21 protein-coding genes are annotated in these 17,119 nt (G+C 35.1%); 5 read left to right on the top strand and 16 right to left on the bottom strand.

What is annotated here, in order from left to right:
• Positions 1–44: 44 nt before the first annotated feature.
• The 3 genes from CWO92_RS02580 to CWO92_RS02570 are packed head-to-tail and all read right to left on the bottom strand — an operon-like array spanning position 45 to position 3,181.
• Entirely contained in the window at positions 45–1,580 is a 1,536-nt protein-coding gene (locus CWO92_RS02580; protein ID WP_101352605.1) for an acyl-CoA carboxylase subunit beta, read from the bottom strand.
• A gap of 27 nt (positions 1,581–1,607) precedes the next feature.
• Positions 1,608–1,820 (bottom strand): acetyl-CoA carboxylase biotin carboxyl carrier protein subunit, encoded by a 213-nt coding sequence (locus CWO92_RS02575; RefSeq protein WP_101352604.1) that lies wholly within the window; start codon positions 1,818–1,820, stop codon positions 1,608–1,610.
• A gap of 17 nt (positions 1,821–1,837) precedes the next feature.
• A complete protein-coding gene (locus CWO92_RS02570; protein ID WP_101352603.1) occupies positions 1,838–3,181 on the bottom strand; it encodes an acetyl-CoA carboxylase biotin carboxylase subunit in 1,344 nt (447 codons plus the stop codon).
• 263 nt (positions 3,182–3,444) lie between these two features.
• Here CWO92_RS02570 and CWO92_RS02565 point away from each other — a divergent pair, with 263 nt between their 5' ends.
• Positions 3,445–3,918 carry an N-acetyltransferase gene (locus CWO92_RS02565; protein WP_101352602.1) on the top strand — a complete coding sequence of 158 codons (474 nt, stop codon included), beginning with the start codon at positions 3,445–3,447 and terminating at the stop codon, positions 3,916–3,918.
• A 27-nt stretch (positions 3,919–3,945) separates the two neighbouring features.
• Here CWO92_RS02565 and CWO92_RS02560 read toward each other — a convergent pair whose 3' ends face one another.
• From CWO92_RS02560 to CWO92_RS02550, 3 genes are all read right to left on the bottom strand, one after another.
• Positions 3,946–4,482 (bottom strand): RsfA family transcriptional regulator, encoded by a 537-nt coding sequence (locus CWO92_RS02560; protein ID WP_101352601.1) that lies wholly within the window; start codon positions 4,480–4,482, stop codon positions 3,946–3,948.
• Positions 4,483–4,899: 417 nt separating this feature from the next.
• The gene (gene rpmF, locus CWO92_RS02555) at positions 4,900–5,073 is read right to left on the bottom strand and encodes a 50S ribosomal protein L32 (protein WP_055740518.1); all 174 of its coding nucleotides are present in this window, start codon (positions 5,071–5,073) and stop codon (positions 4,900–4,902) included.
• A gap of 64 nt (positions 5,074–5,137) precedes the next feature.
• Positions 5,138–5,680, bottom strand: a complete 543-nt coding sequence (locus CWO92_RS02550) for a YceD family protein (RefSeq protein WP_101352600.1) — start codon at positions 5,678–5,680, stop codon at positions 5,138–5,140.
• Between the two features lie 318 nt (positions 5,681–5,998).
• Here CWO92_RS02550 and CWO92_RS02545 point away from each other — a divergent pair, with 318 nt between their 5' ends.
• Positions 5,999–7,222, top strand: a complete 1,224-nt coding sequence (locus tag CWO92_RS02545; protein ID WP_101352599.1) for a nucleotidyltransferase — start codon at positions 5,999–6,001, stop codon at positions 7,220–7,222.
• Between the two features lie 119 nt (positions 7,223–7,341).
• Here CWO92_RS02545 and CWO92_RS02540 read toward each other — a convergent pair whose 3' ends face one another.
• Together CWO92_RS02540 and CWO92_RS02535 are read right to left on the bottom strand one after the other, a co-directional pair.
• On the bottom strand, positions 7,342–8,394 hold the full coding sequence (locus CWO92_RS02540) for a SepM family pheromone-processing serine protease (RefSeq protein WP_101352598.1): 1,053 nt from the start codon (positions 8,392–8,394) through the stop codon (positions 7,342–7,344).
• Positions 8,384–9,181: a patatin-like phospholipase family protein gene (locus CWO92_RS02535; protein WP_101352597.1), complete on the bottom strand. Its 798-nt coding sequence runs from the start codon at positions 9,179–9,181 to the stop codon at positions 8,384–8,386. Before CWO92_RS02535 ends, CWO92_RS02540 begins: the two co-directional genes overlap by 11 nt.
• A 249-nt stretch (positions 9,182–9,430) precedes the next feature.
• Between CWO92_RS02535 and ylbJ the strand changes: the two genes are divergently transcribed.
• Positions 9,431–10,642, top strand: a complete 1,212-nt coding sequence (ylbJ, locus tag CWO92_RS02530; protein WP_101352596.1) for a sporulation integral membrane protein YlbJ — start codon at positions 9,431–9,433, stop codon at positions 10,640–10,642.
• 39 nt (positions 10,643–10,681) lie between these two features.
• Here the strand turns inward: ylbJ and coaD are convergent, their stop codons facing one another.
• The 3 genes from coaD to CWO92_RS02515 all read right to left on the bottom strand — a co-directional run bounded on the left by coaD (position 10,682) and on the right by CWO92_RS02515 (position 13,476).
• Complete coding sequence (gene coaD, locus CWO92_RS02525; RefSeq protein ID WP_101352595.1) at positions 10,682–11,161, bottom strand: pantetheine-phosphate adenylyltransferase; 480 nt, start codon at positions 11,159–11,161, stop codon at positions 10,682–10,684.
• Between the two features lies 1 nt (position 11,162).
• Complete coding sequence (rsmD, locus tag CWO92_RS02520) at positions 11,163–11,732, bottom strand: 16S rRNA (guanine(966)-N(2))-methyltransferase RsmD (protein WP_101352594.1); 570 nt, start codon at positions 11,730–11,732, stop codon at positions 11,163–11,165.
• 328 nt (positions 11,733–12,060) lie between these two features.
• Positions 12,061–13,476, bottom strand: coding sequence for a stalk domain-containing protein (locus tag CWO92_RS02515; RefSeq protein ID WP_101352593.1), 1,416 nt, complete (start codon positions 13,474–13,476; stop codon positions 12,061–12,063).
• 144 nt (positions 13,477–13,620) lie between these two features.
• Between CWO92_RS02515 and CWO92_RS02510 the strand changes: the two genes are divergently transcribed.
• Complete coding sequence (locus CWO92_RS02510) at positions 13,621–14,010, top strand: DUF7147 family protein (RefSeq protein ID WP_101352592.1); 390 nt, start codon at positions 13,621–13,623, stop codon at positions 14,008–14,010.
• 121 nt (positions 14,011–14,131) lie between these two features.
• Here the strand turns inward: CWO92_RS02510 and CWO92_RS02505 are convergent, their stop codons facing one another.
• From CWO92_RS02505 to CWO92_RS02485, 5 genes are all read right to left on the bottom strand, one after another.
• A complete protein-coding gene (locus tag CWO92_RS02505; RefSeq protein ID WP_101352591.1) occupies positions 14,132–14,407 on the bottom strand; it encodes a YlbG family protein in 276 nt (91 codons plus the stop codon).
• A 159-nt stretch (positions 14,408–14,566) separates the two neighbouring features.
• A complete protein-coding gene (locus CWO92_RS02500; RefSeq protein ID WP_101352590.1) occupies positions 14,567–15,013 on the bottom strand; it encodes a YlbF/YmcA family competence regulator in 447 nt (148 codons plus the stop codon).
• Positions 15,014–15,072: 59 nt separating this feature from the next.
• The gene (locus CWO92_RS02495; RefSeq protein ID WP_101352589.1) at positions 15,073–15,459 is read right to left on the bottom strand and encodes a hypothetical protein; all 387 of its coding nucleotides are present in this window, start codon (positions 15,457–15,459) and stop codon (positions 15,073–15,075) included.
• A 94-nt stretch (positions 15,460–15,553) separates the two neighbouring features.
• Positions 15,554–15,793 carry a YlbE-like family protein gene (locus CWO92_RS02490; RefSeq protein WP_101352588.1) on the bottom strand — a complete coding sequence of 80 codons (240 nt, stop codon included), beginning with the start codon at positions 15,791–15,793 and terminating at the stop codon, positions 15,554–15,556.
• A 19-nt stretch (positions 15,794–15,812) separates the two neighbouring features.
• Complete coding sequence (locus tag CWO92_RS02485; RefSeq protein ID WP_101352587.1) at positions 15,813–16,241, bottom strand: YlbD family protein; 429 nt, start codon at positions 16,239–16,241, stop codon at positions 15,813–15,815.
• A gap of 386 nt (positions 16,242–16,627) precedes the next feature.
• Between CWO92_RS02485 and CWO92_RS02480 the strand changes: the two genes are divergently transcribed.
• Positions 16,628–17,113, top strand: a complete 486-nt coding sequence (locus CWO92_RS02480) for a PaaI family thioesterase (protein WP_101352586.1) — start codon at positions 16,628–16,630, stop codon at positions 17,111–17,113.
• Positions 17,114–17,119: the final 6 nt, after the last annotated feature.

The following is a 17,119-nucleotide window of genomic DNA, read 5'->3' as shown; positions in this document are numbered from 1 at the left end:
AAAGACCAAATCTTTTGCGATTTGGTCTTTTGCACTTGCTTAATTTACACAGGATACACTGGGTGTTTGCGTGTGCTAAAGTTTAATTCTTTTGTTTCATATAGATGGAATCGACTAATCAATACTTTTCTTAAATCATTTGGTGCTACTATCTCATCAACTATTAATTCGGAAGCCAGCTTATAAATATCAATGGTTTCTTGATATTCTTTTTGCTTTTCCTGAACGAAGGCTATTCTCTCTTTCGGGTCTTCAATAGCCTGAATTTTATTAGAATAGACAGCATTAACGGCAGCTTCCGGACCCATTACAGCTATTTGCGCCGTCGGCAATGCAATACAACAATCCGGTTCAAATGCCGGGCCAGCCATTGCATACAATCCTGCACCATATGCTTTTCTAACTATAACGGATATTTTCGGAACAGTAGCCGAGCTCATGGCGGCAATTAATTTCGCTCCATGTCGTATAATCCCTGCCCTTTCTACCTTTGTACCTATCATAAATCCTGGAACATCTGCTAAAAACAATAACGGAATATGGAAGGCATCACATAGTTGAATAAACTTTGCTGCTTTATCCGCGGAATCCACAAATAAAACTCCGCCCTTTACTTTAGGCTGATTGGCGATAATTCCAACCGCTCTACCTCCAATCCTAGCTAACCCTGTAATTAACTCTGGTGCGAATAGTTTTTTAATTTCAAAAAAGCTCTCGTCATCGATCAGTGAATCAATGCATTCATACATATCAAACGGAGCATTTTGGTGTTTTGGAATAATCTCATCTAAACTTCTGCCATTTCTAGGTTGAACAGCTTCCACCTTACTTGGCTTCTCTGAATAATTCTTTGGAAAGTATCCTAAATACTTACGAGCGGCATCAATCGCCTCTTCTTCTGATTGTACTAACATATCCCCACAGCCGCTGACAGAACAATGCATTCTCGCACCGCCCATTTCCTCAAGCGATACCTTTTCCCCAATAACCTTTTCCGCCATTCTCGGAGACCCTAGATACATAGAGGCATTTTTATCTACCATAATAACAATATCGCAAAACGCTGGTATATAAGCCCCACCCGCAGCAGAAGGTCCGAACAACAAACATATCTGAGGGATCATTCCGGATAATTTTACTTGATTGTAAAAAATTCTCCCTGCACCTCGTCGGTTTGGAAACATTTCTAATTGATCAGTAATGCGTGCACCTGCGGAATCGACTAAATACAATAGAGGAATCTTTAACTTTTCTGCTGTTTCTTGAATACGTATGATTTTCTCAACGGTTCTTGCTCCCCAAGATCCTGCCTTAACCGTTGAATCGTTTGCCATCACACATACTGTTTGACCATTTATGGCTCCGATTGCTGTGACAACTCCATCTGCTGGCAAATCATCCGCTTGGCAATTTGCAAACAGGCCATCCTCTTCATATTCTCCATTATCAAACAATCTATCTAAACGATTCCTTACAAAAAGTTTATTTTGGCTCTTAAGTTTTTCATGATACTTTTCAGGACCACCCGCACTAATTCTTTCCCTTATTTCTGATAGTGACACATCTGCAATTTTTGTCATATAGCCATCTCCCCTCGTCCAAAGAGCTTATTCTAATGTTAGTAATATGTCTCCTTCATTTACAAAATCTCCAATGTTTACTTTTACCTCAGTTACTTTACCAGCTACTTCGGCATCCATTGGGATCTCCATTTTCATGGATTCCAACATAATGACCGTCTGCCCCTGCGTAACCTCATCACCATTGTTTACAAATATATTTAAAACTGTACCTGCCATTGAAGCATAAACTTCCTTCATGAATTTTTCCTCCAGTTTCAATGATTAATAGACTTTAATTTATCGATAATATTAGTAAAATAATAACCGTTTTGAAAATCTTCACTCATTAATACATGCTGGATAAAAGGAATATTTGTTTTAATTCCTTCTATTCTCGTTTCCAGTAAAAATTTTTGCGTTTTTTCTATACAAGCTTCTCTTGTTTCCGAATAAATAACACACTTAGCAATCATCGGATCATAAAACGGAGTTACCTTAAGTCCTTCACTATATCCTGCATCAATTCTTATCCCATCGTCCATCCCCCATGAAAGAGATGTAATCGTTCCTGGTGACGGATAGAATGTCTTAGGATCCTCAGCGTATATCCTTAATTCGATTGCATGGCCCCTTTTCATTATATCCTTTTGGGTTAGTGGGAGTTTTTCCCCGCAAGCAACACTTATTTGCCATTTTACCAAATCAAGATCAGTAATCATTTCTGTCACCGGGTGCTCCACTTGCAGACGTGTATTCATTTCTAGGAAATAGAAATTTTCGTCTTCATCTACGATGAACTCTACTGTACCAGCATTTTCATAGTGAACCGCCTTAGCTGCCTTTATTGCAGCTTCATACATTTTCCTTTTTGTTTCCTCTGATAAATGGGGTGATCCCGCTTCCTCTATAACCTTTTGATTCCTGCGCTGTACCGAACAATTTCTTTCAAATAAATGAATGACTTGGTCATGCTGATCCGCAAATATCTGAACTTCAATATGACGTGCACGATCGATACATTTTTCAATAAATACACCGTCTGTACCAAAATAGCTTAATGCACGATTTTTCGTGGATTCAAAATGTTGATTGAGCGCTTGCTCATTTTCACAGCGAATCATTCCAATTCCCCCGCCTCCACCGCTTGCTTTAAGCATAACTGGGTAACCAATTTTCTCCGCAAAGGCAACCGCCTCCTCAACATTTTGCAGTCCGGTTACACTTCCAGGTACAACTGGAACACCTGCTGCCATCATCTTTTTGCGCGCCTTTATTTTATCACCCATTTCGTCCACGGTCTCCGGACTTGGGCCAATAAACTTAATCCCGCTATCCTTAACCTTTCGTGCGAATGCACTATTTTCAGAGAGCAGCCCATAACCAGGATGAATTCCCTGAACCCCTTCCTTTAAAGCGATATCGATTATTAAATCCATATTTAAATAGGATTGGTTTACCGGTGGTGCTCCAATACAAACTGCTTTATCAGCTTCCTGAACATATGGAAGCAGAGCGTCCGCATCAGAAAATATCGCTACTGTTTCGATTCCCATTTGTTTGCATGTTCGTATTATACGAGATGCAATTTCTCCGCGATTTGCTATTAAAATCTTATTCATAGCAAAACCCCTTTCCGTAAATCTCATTGATCTCTTATAACGGAATGATCTGCATTTGACTTAGCTATTTCCCCTTCAAAATGCATCACAGTTATAAATTTCTACAAAAAATTTTAAATTCCTCCCTTTTTTTGCAAACGCTTTCGAAACAAAATACGGAAAAACTTCCGCTTCTGGTATATAATTAAATATATACACATAGTTTTTGAAATATTGCCAATAAATATCTTCACAATAGATTAAGACAAAAAGGAGGAACACTAATGGAAATAAAGAGATTGAAAGTTAACTATAAAACACTAGAGGAATTTAAGAAATTCAAAGAATACGGTCTCCAAGAATTATCCATGCTCGAGGACCTCCAAGAAAACATTATTGAAGATAATTCAGAATCCCCATTCTACGGAATATATTATGCCGACAAACTGGTTGCTCGGATGAGTTTGTATCAAAGAGATGCAAAATATGATCTTTATTTCGAGCCGCAACAAACATATTTAGAATTATGGAAATTAGAAGTACTCCCGGACTATCAGTTCAAGGGTTTCGGTAAAGCACTTGTTGATTTTGCTAAAGGCTTTGGTCTTCCAATCAAAACTAATTCTAGAATGCAGTCAAGGGAGTTTTGGGACAAAATGGAGTTCCAAGCTGTAGAATATGATATGAATAGAGATTTAGGACTAAATCCATTAGTGTGGTGTCCTGAGGGTGTGAACCTGCAAAAAACAAACAGCTAATTCGCTGTTTGTTTTTTGCAGGATTTATTATTTAAGAGCCATTTTTCTAGCTTTTTCCATAATCGCTAGCATAGAAGAGTATTCCTTTTCCAATTCACTATATTCTCTTTTTTGTTCTTCATACAATTCTTGTAATTGTCCCAATTTATTTTGGAAATTATTTACCTCATTTTTTAAACTTTCCTTCTCCTTTTGAATCTTTTCTTGTGATGCTTGTAAATTTCCTAAAAATTTAATAACATCCGCTAATGTCAGATTAACAACTGCATCAACCTGTTTATACTCTTCTGTTTGCGGCACTTGAACAGGCTCCTCTTGATGATCACTTTGTTTGCTTTTTCTTTCTTTTCTTTGTTTCTTCGCTAATTCTATTCCCGATTTATATTGTTTTCGAACATATGAGTTCCAACGAAAGCCACAAGCGGCAGCGGTACGATTCATTTGCTTTCCGACCTCTTCAAACGCTTGAAGCTGCGTGCTTCCTTCACGAATATGCCTTAAAACCACCTCTGCTAATAATAAATCTTCATCATGTGACCATGCATCTTGACGAGTAGAAGACACTTCTATCCCTCCCAGCTATTTTATTAACTTTTTAACTGTCTGATAGACAAGAAAATGAGCCCTATTGGTTTCGTTCTTTCATGCCTACCATCACATTTATTTGACAGTATTGCTAATTAAAATTTCTCCCCTAAGTAGTAAAATCTAAATGGATGCATCACAAAAACAACTAATGAATGACACGCTATATACTTCTACTATAGGAGGATTTCTTTATTCATACATATGCAGCTGATAGAAAAGATAGACTATATCTGGAATTACATTTTATTTAATTAGGAAGAAAATTTTCTAATATTTCGTTACCCTTTTTCCTAGTAATAAAAAAAGATGAAGAGCCATGGTCTCTTCATCTTTTTTCGTAATATTTTACAACTGAAAGCTTTTATAGATACCTTCAGTGAAAAACACACAATATTAGTTATTTACTACATCCTTGCCTTTATATGTTCCACACGCTTTACATACACGGTGAGCAAGTTTCATTTCACCACAACTTGGACATTCAACCATGCCAGGCACTTGTAATTTAAAGTGTGTACGGCGTTTTCTTTTTGCTGTTTTGGATGTTCTTCTAAAAGGTACAGCCATTCTTCCCACCTCCTTAAAGAGATCACTGTTGTATAAGATCCAGTAGTGCTGGTTCTTCCAATTTTCAAGATTCTTCCTTATCAAAGAATTTAGCTAATCCGGCTAGACGAGGATCAATTTTCTTGGTGTCTTTGCCATCATTAGGTTTGTCTTGGTTTTCAACCACAACTTCCCAGTCATTCCCAGAAGGAAGGTCAGAATCGTCTTTTGCTTCCTCACTAAATACTTGCATAGGAATTTCCAATAGAAGTAATTCGGTGATAATTGGGTTCAAGTCAATCATTTCACCGATTGGACGGTGAACTTCAGCCTCGTCATCTTCAAATGTTTGTTCAGGCTTCAGTAAAAATATTTCAGTAGATTCAATATCGATTGGAAATGGAACATCTTTTAGTGTTCTTGCACAAGGCAAGATGAGTTTTCCGTGTATATGAAGGTGAAAAGTTACCTTCTCCGTTGTAATATTTGCAATACCTGTTACATGTATCGGAGAAACATCACGAACCTGCGAATCCCTTTTCATGAGCTCTGCGGAAACATCTATCATTTCATCTAATTCAATGTTTTTTCCTCGATATTTTTGTAACTGAATCGTAGACCATTTCATGTAAATCACCCCAAGGCAACAAAGGTAATTATAGCTTTCCTCATACCTTTTGTCAATATTTTATCTTTACAAATTCGAAAGCAATAGGAATATAAGTTAAACGGAAAAGCTATATCAAATAATTTGTTTGATCACTATATAAAAATCGCTATATTTTTATGTAAGATCTAACCTTAGTATTGTATACTGTTTTGCAGAAAATGCAAACACATTCATATAAAACGAAATATTACCTGGTTTTTTCCCAACTAGTGATAAAATAAAGTCAACATAAAAAAATGCCAGTTTTTCATTTACATAAAAACATGGAGGGAAAATATGAGAAGTACAGGAATTATTGTGGAATACAATCCATTCCATAATGGCCATCTATATCATTTTAACCAATCGAAGGAATCTTCAAAAGCTGATGTTGTAATTGCTGTTATGAGCGGGAATTTTTTACAAAGGGGGGAACCTGCTATTGTCTCTAAATGGGCTAGAACCAAAATGGCGTTACTTTCAGGTATTGACCTTGTTGTTGAGCTTCCTTACAAATTTGCGGTTCAACAGGCTGAAATCTTTGCATTAGGATCTGTGTATCTATTAGATGCTTTAGGCTGCCAAAGTTTTTGTTTCGGGAGTGAATCCGGGAAGATTGACACATTTACCAGGACAATTGACATTCTGCAAAAAAATCATCATCAATACAATGAAAATATAAAAAAATATATGCAATCCGGAATCAGCTATCCTTCTGCATTATCTAAGAGCTTTAAAGAATTAGGGTTAGGAGAGGAATATCTTGATCTTTCCCAACCAAATAATATATTAGGTTACCAATATGTTAAAGCAAGGAATCATCTTCATTCTAAAATGGAAGCATTAACTATTTCCAGAAAAAACGCCAATTATCATGATGAAGATTTTTCTTCCTCTACCATTGCAAGTGCTACCGCTATTAGAAAAGCTATCTTTGATGAAAATGATACATTAAAGATACAGCAATATGTCCCTATTGCCACTTTTAACGAGCTGTCGAATTACAAACAAGTTTTTGGCATACTCCACGAATGGGAGAGATATTGGCCATATTTGCAATATAAGCTGCTTACTTCTTCACATGAAGAAATTGCGGAATGCTATGAAGTAGAAGAAGGGATAGAGTTTAGACTAATTAGAGAAGCTGAGAAAGCAGTCAGTTTCCAAGACTTTATGGAAAAGGTGAAAACAAAGAGATACACATGGACTAGAATTCAAAGAATGTGTGTTCATATCTTAACAAACACCAAAAAAACGGAAATGAAAAATGAACATAGATATCCAGAGTATATTCGACTTCTTGGAATGAGTGCTAATGGCAGAAATTATTTAAATGAAATGAAAAAAAGCATCTCTTTACCAATTATTTCAAAGCTCTCAGCATTCCAAAATGAAGCAGTTCAGCTAGATATTAAAGCAGCAAAAGTATATTCACTTGCTTTAAAAGAACCAAAAAGGAAACATCTACTAAACCTGGAATTTGCTCAACCGCCTATACAAATAGGAAAACGTGAAGCATAGTATGAAAATTTCACCATTACAGCCTCAATTAAAAATTGAGGCAATACTTTGCCGCAACACGCATACAAGACCAGCAGGATAGTAATGACTACTCGCAATAAAAACAGGTGATTCGCATTTCACCTGTTTTTTTGTGGAAGTTTTTCTAAATAGGATAGAGCATCATCGAAAGTTTTTACTGGCACTATTTTCATTTTCGTTCCAATATCCTTTGCGGTCGCTAATGCCTCTTGATAATTCGTTTTTATTTTAGGAACGGCTTTTTTCATTTCGGGAGTTATATCATCATTCGGTGCAAAGAAAATCTCTGCGCCTTCCTTGTCAGCTGCCACTACTTTCTTATCAATGCCTCCTATTCTCCCTACCTTTCCGTCGGGATCAATAGTGCCGGTTCCAGCAATACTATACCCTTTCGTAATATCTTGCTTTGTTAATTGATTATATATTTCTAAGCTAAACATTAAACCTGCCGATGGTCCTCCAATACTATTTGTTTGGAAGGAAACTTTGGGCTTGGATATTAACTCTCTATCATCTACAAGCCCAATCCCCATTCCTACTTTCCCCCCAGCATCTTTAAATGAAGCTAATGTAATTTCATCAGTCTTTTCTTCATTATTACGAATATATCCAACACGAACTTTGTCTCCCGCACGTTTCTCTGCTATATAATGAATAAACTGCTCAGAAGATGTAAAAGTATGATTATCTACCCTGATAATTCTATCTCCTGGTTTGAAAACTTTTGCAGCTGGCATTTTGGGATAAACATCTAATACATATACCCCTTTATAAATAAAGTGATATGGTTTATTCGCTTTTTTATATGCCATTTGGATGGCATTATGCTTTGAACTTTCCATTAAATACAATTGATACACATTATACTCTTCGTCTGTTTGGTTTTTGTCCTTTATTTGATTAACAGATACTATTTCATCATATTTTTTTACTTTGGCTAAGAGATAATCATAAATATTTGCCTTACCTAATTGAACAGTGGTTAACATTAGTTTGCCTTTATCGTCATATCCTCCTTGTACTTTTACGATAGACTCTAGTTCATGTGCCATCCCTGGTTTTTCAATATAATATGGCAGCCGATAAAAGAACAGAGCCAATAATAAAATCACTATTATGAGGGTAACCGGATACCGTAGTTTATGCTTCATTTTTTTTCCTCTCCTTCCACTGTTTCAACGCCTCCATTATCTCTGGTATTTTCTTTCGTGTTTCTTCTTCTCCTATCTTAATAATTTCGCTTGTATTTGTAAAAGCCGTAGAACTAAATTGTGAAACATCAGGCTGGATTAAAATGTCAGACCCAAGTTGCTGATTATTAATGGCCTCCATGTGCAAAATATCAATACTCTTCATAATAACATCGTATATATTGGTGATCTCCGTTTCTTTTTTACTAAAGGCAACATCGACTCCGATGATAATATCCGCACCCATTTTTCTTACAACGGAAACAGGGACACGGTCTATTACTCCACCATCAACTAATATTTTCCCATTCATTTTAACAGGAACAAAAATGCCTGGTATCGAAATACTTGCCCTAACTGCATCTGCAATCGATCCACTGGAAAATATCACTTCTTCCCCCTTTGTAAGATCTGTAGCTATGATAGAAATCGGAATCTTTAAATCTTCTAGGTTTTTCCCATGAGTAAATAGCTTGATAAAATCCTTTACTCTGTTTCCACTTATAAACCCCATTTTAGGTACAGTGAAATCCATATAAAATTTCCTTCTGAATGCTAGGGAAAGTTTTATTAACTCTTCGATATTATGTCCCATCCCATAAAAAGATGCGACGAGTGCTCCCATACTGCTACCTGCTATATAATCAATCGGTATATTATTCTCCTCTAAGATTTTTAAGACACCTAAGTGGGCAAATCCTCTTGCTCCGCCTGATCCTAATGCCAAACCAATTTTCGGTTTGTCCATTTTTTTTAATCCCCTTTCAAATGGTAAAACTGCTTTATACACAAAAAAAAAATGAATTTCGAACTTATAACATAATATGGTCTAAAATATTTAACTATGAGTATATTGATTTATATGAGGACAAGTAATGAAAAACATATTGGCCGTAAATAGAAGGTTGATAAGACCTAAAAATACCATATTGGTTCAACTGACCATTTGAGAAAAGGTTTCCAAATGGAGTTTCACTTTATTTAGGAGGGACAAAGGTTGTTTAAATCAAAATTAAAAACCGTCTTTTTAGCTTCCAGCGCAACATTAATGGCAATATCAATGATTGTTCTTCCCAAGGTAACATCCGAAGCATCGGTTGACGGATTAAATATTTGGTGGGGAGTGGTATTTCCATCCCTGTTTCCTTTTTTCGTTATTTCCGAATTATTGATAGGCTTTGGTGTGGTAAGGTTTATAGGGGTGATCCTTGAACCGTTAATGCGCCCTTTATTTCGTGTTCCAGGAGTCGGAGGATTTGCGTTAGCAATGGGGATGGCATCAGGCAATCCGGCTGGCGCCAAAATAACTGCTAGGCTTCGGCAGGAAAAACAAATTTCTCAGATTGAAGCTGAAAGACTTGTATCGTTTACTAATTATTCCAGTCCATTGTTCATATTCGTGGCTGTATCAGTAGGATTTTTCCATAACAAGGATTTGGGGCTAATATTTGCTATTGCACATTATGCAGGGAACATAATTGTTGGGTTATTCATGAGATTTTATGGATATTCACGTGAAGAAAGAGTAACAAATCAAATGAGGAAAATCCCAATAAAAGAAGCCTTAAGAGCATTACATAAAACCCGTATAGAAGATAAACGGCCAATTGGGAAACTATTAGGGGATGCCGTAAATTCCTCCGTTCAAACGTTATTAATGATTGGCGGATTCATTATTCTTTTTTCTGTAATAAATCGTCTATTATTTCATCTTCATATTACATCTTTCTTAGCTAGTATTATCGGAAATGTACTGTTGTCGATTCATTTTCCTACTTCATTAAGTATCCCATATATTGCTGGATTATTTGAAATCACGTTAGGAAGTAAGTTACTAAGTGAAGTTGCCAAATCCACTCTGTTACAGCAAGTGGTCTTGACGAGCTTTATACTTGGTTTTAGTGGCTTTAGTATTCAAGCACAAGTAGCAAGTATTCTTGCACAAACAGATATTCGTTTTAAGCCATTTTTCATCGCTAGAATCATGCATGGTTTTATTGCTGCAATCATTACGTTTCTTATATGGAAACCGATTTACTTAAGATTTTTTCATCCTGATAAATCAACCAATCTCCCCGTATTTTTAAGTGGACTCAAACATCATTATATAGATGGAATGTACCAATGGGGAATACATTATGGACCGCTTATCACCATCGGGGTACTCCTGTTTTACATTTTTCTTTATTATAAGAGAAGTTTTCACTAAAATTAGAAATGCTGCACCAAAGTGCAGCATTTCTACTGATTATTGATATTTCTTTCGAAGAGCCTCTTCCACCGCTTTTGGAACAAGGTCTGATATACGGCCATTATATTTTGCTGCTTCTTTTACAATACTTGAACTCAGGAATGAGTATTGATTATTGGTCATGATAAAAAAAGTTTCAATTTTCTCATTGAGAACTCTATTCATGGATGTAATTTGCATTTCATACTCAAAATCAGAGACTGCACGTAAGCCCCGAATAATAGCATTCGCTTTGACATTTGAAGCATAGTCGACAAGTAATCCTTGAAATGAATCAACAACCACATTAGGAATATTTTTTGTTACTTCCTCTATTAATTGTTTTCTTTCTTCAACAGAAAACAGAGGATTTTTGGATGAGTTATTTAGAATAACTACATATAATTTGTCAAATACTCTTGCGCCTCTCTTAATGATATCCAAATGCCCATTCGTAATTGGGTCGAAACTCCCCGGACAAACTGCGATGCTTGTCATTTTACAACTCTCCCTTATATGTATCTAATCGAAATATAGAAAGACCGATGATTCCATATTTCGCTGTCTTTACAGATATTAAATCTCCTACTGAATTCGGCAGCTCCAAATCAGAACTATGTTCACATACAATGGTACCGTTTTCACTTAGCATTTTAGCATCACTGATCATCTTTAGTAAATCCACAAGCTTTTGTTTTTTATATGGAGGATCTAGGAAAATAACATCAAATGAAATTTGCCTCTTAATTAAGGCCTTTAAGGCGCGCTCCGAATCGTTTCTGAAAACCTCGCTTTGCTCCTCAAAACCACATATTTTGAGATTTGCTTTTACCGTTTGAAATGCCTGAATATCACGGTCAACAAAAATAACTTTTTCCAAGCCTCTACTCAGTCCTTCAATTCCTAAGCCACCGCTTCCTGCAAATAAGTCTAGGCCAATTCCACCTGAAAAATAAGGACCTACCATATTAAATATCGCTTCTTTAACTTTGTCAGTTGTTGGTCTTGTTTGATTGCCGGGAACAGATTTTAAGCTTTTCCCTTTACGGCTTCCTGAGATTACCCTCATTTTAGTCACCACAATATTTTTTTATTATTTTTTCCTTACTATCCTACCATAATGCGTATAGATGGAAAAGCTATAAATTGGTCATATGCGATATACACTGTTTAGAACAATTTTTGTCGATTTGTTAGAATGACGTTATTCGAGGATGTATAAATTTACCGTCATTGGTCATACTTTTATTAGCGACATCATTTTAGATGTTGTTGCCAACCGCGGAGAAGACTTACGTTTCCCCATAAGTTCTTCCTCCGGTTTCTCCTCTCCCTTTGCCTTCTGTCCTTTACATAGGATATAGAAGGACCCTGCAGGAAATCTGCAGGGTTTTTTATTATTTTGAATTTATTAGATCTATTTGTTTTTCACGATTATCTATGCTTACCTTAAATAGCTGCTTTAACCAATTTTCCTCGATATAATACTTCTGACTCATTTCAATAATTGGATTGCTAAGTACACCATATTTTTGATTGTTAAAATAAAAAATATGACTATTTTTATCAAAAATATATTTTTGATTAGGTTTCTCAATTTCGATTTTTGAACTTTTATTTGATAACTTTACAGTATATCCTAGTGCAGACAACGTTTCTTCAATAGGGTACACCCTTTTTCCTTTTAGTAAAATAATTTTCAAGTTGTTTTCAACTTTTCCATCTATGAATACCATACGAGGATCATAAAAATGCAATGGTTTCAATGGCTCCTCTGGTCGCTTATTTTCTTGAAAATAATATGTTTTCCATCCTGATGCCTTTTGTATTAAGATATCTAAATCCTTTTCCTGTATTTTTCTCTCCTTAATATCCATTATATCGCTAATCCATTTTTCCATTTCATTATCACTTAGTATGTTGGCAAGCTGTTTAAACATCGCTTTTTCTTTATTATTGCCAATTGGAATGCCTAGTATGGAAGAGGTAACGATATCTCTTATCCACTCTTTAGTATCAGGAAATCGGTCTTTTAAATAGGATTGAACAACCATAGGTTTAAGACTAGAAACGTCCTTTTTATTTAATAGGATTAAGGATCCGATTTGTTTTGTTGGTTTATCTGTTGTTATATATAGAGAGACAGGATATTGATTTATCCATTTATTTATTTTATTAAAATGAAGATCCGGAACACTTACGGATTCATCATGGTATACTGTTAGCCAATCATTTACTGATGCTTTTAAAAGTTTTCGTTTTATCCAAAGCAACGAAGGATATTTTCCATTACTTTCAAAAACATAGTAATCAATGAATTTAAGGCGTTTAACAGAAATGTTGTTTCCGCTTGATATCCAAGTACCGTTTTGTAATTGACTTTCTGATAATTGGATATTAATTTTATCCAAATTTAATTTATTTAATTGAATAAACCAATTTTCTAACTCAAGCAAATCATTTGCACTACTTACTTTCGGTATCCTAAACGTAAAGGTTACCGTATTGCTGCTTATTTTTAGTTTTGATTTATTCGGACCTGTCCAATCACATTCTTTGTGAGATCCCTCGATACATTTTAAACTAATAATATTTTTAGGTAGGAGCACTTCATAAATTTCAGGACGTATATGCTGTATGCTTTGTTGAATAGAAAAATAATTATTTTGATGTTTTATGGAAATATCCGCTTTTACTTTTTCCTGGTATTCTCTGCTTTGTGTGGAAAAGCTTTTCCATTGAAAAAATATTACGCTAACTAAAATAACGGTTAAAATACAAACGGCTATTTTCCAGCTACTCTTTCGCTGCATTTTTCTTACCTCATTTATAAATAAATAATATCCATTGATTCCTTCTCTTTTTTATAGTTCAATGATACATTAATAGTAAATACAATAGCTATATGCAAAATGAATAATGATTGCGAAAAGGATAAGAAAGTGTGGGGAAATATTATGATTCAACGATTTATTGAGCTTGGAGAAGGTTATTCAGATATATACGAATTAATCGAATTAGCGAAAGCAAATCAACATCGTTTAGCACATTTAATGGCATTTAATACGAACATAATGGACAAGAAGCTAACTTCTTTAGTGGTTATTTTGCAACCAACAGATCCAGGTAATTTTCAAGCATTATATATTTGCAGAGAAGGAATACCTAACCCTAAAGTAATACCAAATAAAAGATATGAACTATTCCAAAATGTTGCTGAACTATTAAATAAAAATATCATTGAAATAGATGTAAAACCATCTACACTATTTGCAGAAAAGGAATTATATTATCAGTATTTAATCGGAATATTAAGAATGAACCATTTCATTAAACCTCTTCAATAAGAAAAGTGAAAGCGCCTTGATCATCTTTTAGCCAATTTGCGCTACAGCCGACTTTTTCCGATATTGGATTATGGATAACCAATTCAAAAAAAAGCAACAAGTGATTAACCTCACCTGTTGCTTAAATACCGATTTTATAATCGTATTCTTTCGCCTTATCCGGCTTTGAATTTTCATATTCAGTTTTTAAAAAAGGCCTATATGATGGCTCCACCTTACGTACAAATCCAAAGGAGCCTAGTTTTTCTTCCAGCGTTTCTATCTCGGAACGATCGCAATATAAAACTACATACTTCATTTTTTTGGATATATAGTGAATATTACCGAATCGCCGCAATGACTTGGCATGTTTTAAATTATTTAACCATATAATTAATCCTTGTCTATCTGATTGCATATCCTAAATCCCCTTATTTTCATTCACATAAGTTTACCATATAATTTGAAAGAATCGCAATAGAGTGAAACTTTTATTTGGAATGATTTTGCTAGTTGTAAAAGAAATAGGAATACCTAAAAGTATCCCTGATTGGTTGAAGTACTCTATTTTGCTTGACTACGCTGAACAACCGCAGCTTCCTCCGGTTCCACATCCACCAGAACATGCTGAACCAGAATCAAAGAAGGGATTTCCGGTTGGTACTTTGATATGTTCCGAAACAGATTTGCCAACAATCACACTAATCTCATCTAAGATTTGTTGAAGTTCGTTTTCCGCTTGACGAAAACGTGCTACATTTTCATCTAAATCCATTTCCCGCTTCGCTTCACGGGTTTTTTTATTGATATCTTTATAATCCGGATGATATCTGCCAAATCGTTGTACATCCTCAAACAAATCCTTCATACGCATGAATTCACTAATCTTTTTTTGTGTTTCAGAATCATGTTTAAGCTTAAAATAGGCTGTTCTATATTTTAACGCGGCTTCTGATTGCAATATCTTCTTTGCTAAGTCTTCCGCTGCCGTTAGTACCTCTAATCTTTCAATAGTTGCAAGCAAAATGCTCACCTCCAACATCATTTTACCATGTTTTCAGCAAGCAAGCGAATTTTAATGTATTAAATAGTAATATAGAACTTCTTACTCAGTCCAAGGCTTTTATTATTTGGTTTGACAATATCAACTTTCACATAATGAATTCCGCTATTTAAATCTTTTAAAATAAATGCTGCTGTATTATAATCTCCCTTAAATTCACCATCTACATATACTTTAATTTTTGCAGGCTGTCCTTTATTCAAACCGGAAAATGATACGTAAGGAACGAAGCATTCCACAAATAAATCATTTCCACGGACAAAATGACGAATGGTTGCCTCTTTTTTAACTTGGCTTACCATATTTCCCTCAGAAGCTTTTACATTTATGGTCTCAGGCTTTGGTATATTTTGTCTACAGCCGCTTAGGATTAGCAAAGATAATAATATGCCTAGCATTTTTTTCATGTACATCACTCCTTGATTTTATCATTCTTCAAATCAAGGAATTTTACTCAACCTTTTTATGCAAAAGCCAAGGACATATAATAAAATGTGCTTTTTATGATTGAGTATACATTGCTTGAACCATATTCATCATCATGGAAGCCATTTGTACTCCATTCGTAAACTTTTCCATACGATGAGGAATGGTTCGTTTATAATAATGCATAGACGTGATTTCAAAGCGCTCTAATTCCTCAGGATGTCGGCTTAATGTCCGGTACCAAATCGGCTGTTCACGAATAAATTGCTTTAATTCATTATTTGAATGAATATATTCTATTATTTCTAAACGCATGAAAATACCTCCACACTACTCAATCCTTTCGAAAAGAAAATGGATTTCTTCCTTCAGGGGCTTGATTTTGATTCTGAGTTCCTCCAGAAGATGCACCACCCTGGAATTGTGCCAATACACCTTGAATTGCTGCAACCGCTTGACTTAAATTATGAATATGATGATCCATTTGATCCGGATCCATTTTCTGCAGAATATTGCCAATTTGATTTATCCAACCTTTTTCTGTTTTAGATGTTTTTTTTGTTTTAGTTTTAGTATTCGTTTCGTCTGCATGTTCACTTTGATATGTTTCCCATTTTGGATCATCTTCCCCTAATAAGTACCAGTCCTCAAATAATTCCTGCCAAGTATGTTCACCCTTGCGAACCTCCTTAATAAGCCCGGGATGTTCTTTTACGAACGACTTAAATTTTTCTACTGAAGGGTGAAGTTTTTTCGAAGCCATATTTTTTCACCTCTAAAAAAGAGCACGTTTTTATATCAAAATATGATAAACACATAGAAATGGTGAAAAAGTTTTGCTATCATTGGAAGAGTTGAAACTAATGAAGAAAAGTGAATCATCTTGCCCAACGACAGATCAATGAGTAAAATTTGAGATGTAATTTCATCTTCGTAATCTTCAACTGGGATATAATCAATCGTGCTGTGTTATGCAGGAGCTGGTGAAACGTGGACTTTAAAATTCACTTGATCTGACTTTGCTTATGGAGCAGACGTAGATCCGCTAGCCGACAGGCGTTATAGCTAAACAAATTTCTAACTCGTCAAAATAATTTATGTCAATAAAACTTATAAATTCTTTGATTAGAATAAGAGGGATTAAAAATAATGAAAAAACAGGATGTACAAGAACTATTTAATCAATGTATGGAACAAGCAACAGCTGATGAACTAAAAGTTATTCATCAGCTTTTAACGGGGGTACAAAGAAAAAAACAGAAATACAATGATTCCTATATTAGTGCTATCTTGAATATGGAGAAGTTTCCATCTGATAATGAATACAAGATTTCTATTCCCATTAACACTTTAACTGATAATTCCCTTGGGATTGTTCATGGCGGAATTACTGCAACCGTTTTAGATACAGTGATGGGGACATTAGCAAATACGTTAGTCCCTGAAGGGTATGGTGCCGTTACCTCAAACCTAGCCATTCATTTCATTGCACCTGGAAAAGGGGAAAAAATGGAGACCATCGCAAAAATTATCCATAAAGGAACAAATACATTAGTGATAGAAGGAACCGCATTTTGTGATAACGGAAAGAAAATTGCACATTGCACTGGCACATTTTTCATTATTAAAAAGTAGAAAATC

This window comes from Heyndrickxia camelliae, assembly GCF_002844575.1.
Lineage (GTDB): Bacteria > Bacillota > Bacilli > Bacillales > Bacillaceae_C > Margalitia > Margalitia camelliae.
This window is presented reverse-complemented; position numbering and strand designations above follow the sequence as displayed.

What these genes read in the sequence shown, in the direction of transcription:
- CWO92_RS02495 (WP_101352589.1), bottom strand. Translation starts at nt 15,459, where the DNA reads ATGAAAAAAATGCTAGGCATATTATTATCTTTGCTAATCCTAAGCGGC.
- rsmD (WP_101352594.1), bottom strand. Translation starts at nt 11,732, where the DNA reads ATGAGGGTAATCTCAGGAAGCCGTAAAGGGAAAAGCTTAAAATCTGTT.
- CWO92_RS02490 (WP_101352588.1), bottom strand. Translation starts at nt 15,793, where the DNA reads ATGCGTTTAGAAATAATAGAATATATTCATTCAAATAATGAATTAAAG.
- CWO92_RS02570 (WP_101352603.1), bottom strand. Translation starts at nt 3,181, where the DNA reads ATGAATAAGATTTTAATAGCAAATCGCGGAGAAATTGCATCTCGTATA.
- CWO92_RS02580 (WP_101352605.1), bottom strand. Translation starts at nt 1,580, where the DNA reads ATGACAAAAATTGCAGATGTGTCACTATCAGAAATAAGGGAAAGAATT.
- rpmF (WP_055740518.1), bottom strand. Translation starts at nt 5,073, where the DNA reads ATGGCTGTACCTTTTAGAAGAACATCCAAAACAGCAAAAAGAAAACGC.
- CWO92_RS02505 (WP_101352591.1), bottom strand. Translation starts at nt 14,407, where the DNA reads ATGCAATCAGATAGACAAGGATTAATTATATGGTTAAATAATTTAAAA.
- coaD (WP_101352595.1), bottom strand. Translation starts at nt 11,161, where the DNA reads ATGACAAGCATCGCAGTTTGTCCGGGGAGTTTCGACCCAATTACGAAT.
- CWO92_RS02575 (WP_101352604.1), bottom strand. Translation starts at nt 1,820, where the DNA reads ATGAAGGAAGTTTATGCTTCAATGGCAGGTACAGTTTTAAATATATTT.
- CWO92_RS02545 (WP_101352599.1), top strand. Translation starts at nt 5,999, where the DNA reads ATGAGAAGTACAGGAATTATTGTGGAATACAATCCATTCCATAATGGC.
- CWO92_RS02480 (WP_101352586.1), top strand. Translation starts at nt 16,628, where the DNA reads ATGAAAAAACAGGATGTACAAGAACTATTTAATCAATGTATGGAACAA.
- CWO92_RS02515 (WP_101352593.1), bottom strand. Translation starts at nt 13,476, where the DNA reads ATGCAGCGAAAGAGTAGCTGGAAAATAGCCGTTTGTATTTTAACCGTT.
- CWO92_RS02565 (WP_101352602.1), top strand. Translation starts at nt 3,445, where the DNA reads ATGGAAATAAAGAGATTGAAAGTTAACTATAAAACACTAGAGGAATTT.
- CWO92_RS02540 (WP_101352598.1), bottom strand. Translation starts at nt 8,394, where the DNA reads ATGAAGCATAAACTACGGTATCCGGTTACCCTCATAATAGTGATTTTA.
- CWO92_RS02510 (WP_101352592.1), top strand. Translation starts at nt 13,621, where the DNA reads ATGATTCAACGATTTATTGAGCTTGGAGAAGGTTATTCAGATATATAC.
- CWO92_RS02485 (WP_101352587.1), bottom strand. Translation starts at nt 16,241, where the DNA reads ATGGCTTCGAAAAAACTTCACCCTTCAGTAGAAAAATTTAAGTCGTTC.
- CWO92_RS02550 (WP_101352600.1), bottom strand. Translation starts at nt 5,680, where the DNA reads ATGAAATGGTCTACGATTCAGTTACAAAAATATCGAGGAAAAAACATT.
- CWO92_RS02535 (WP_101352597.1), bottom strand. Translation starts at nt 9,181, where the DNA reads ATGGACAAACCGAAAATTGGTTTGGCATTAGGATCAGGCGGAGCAAGA.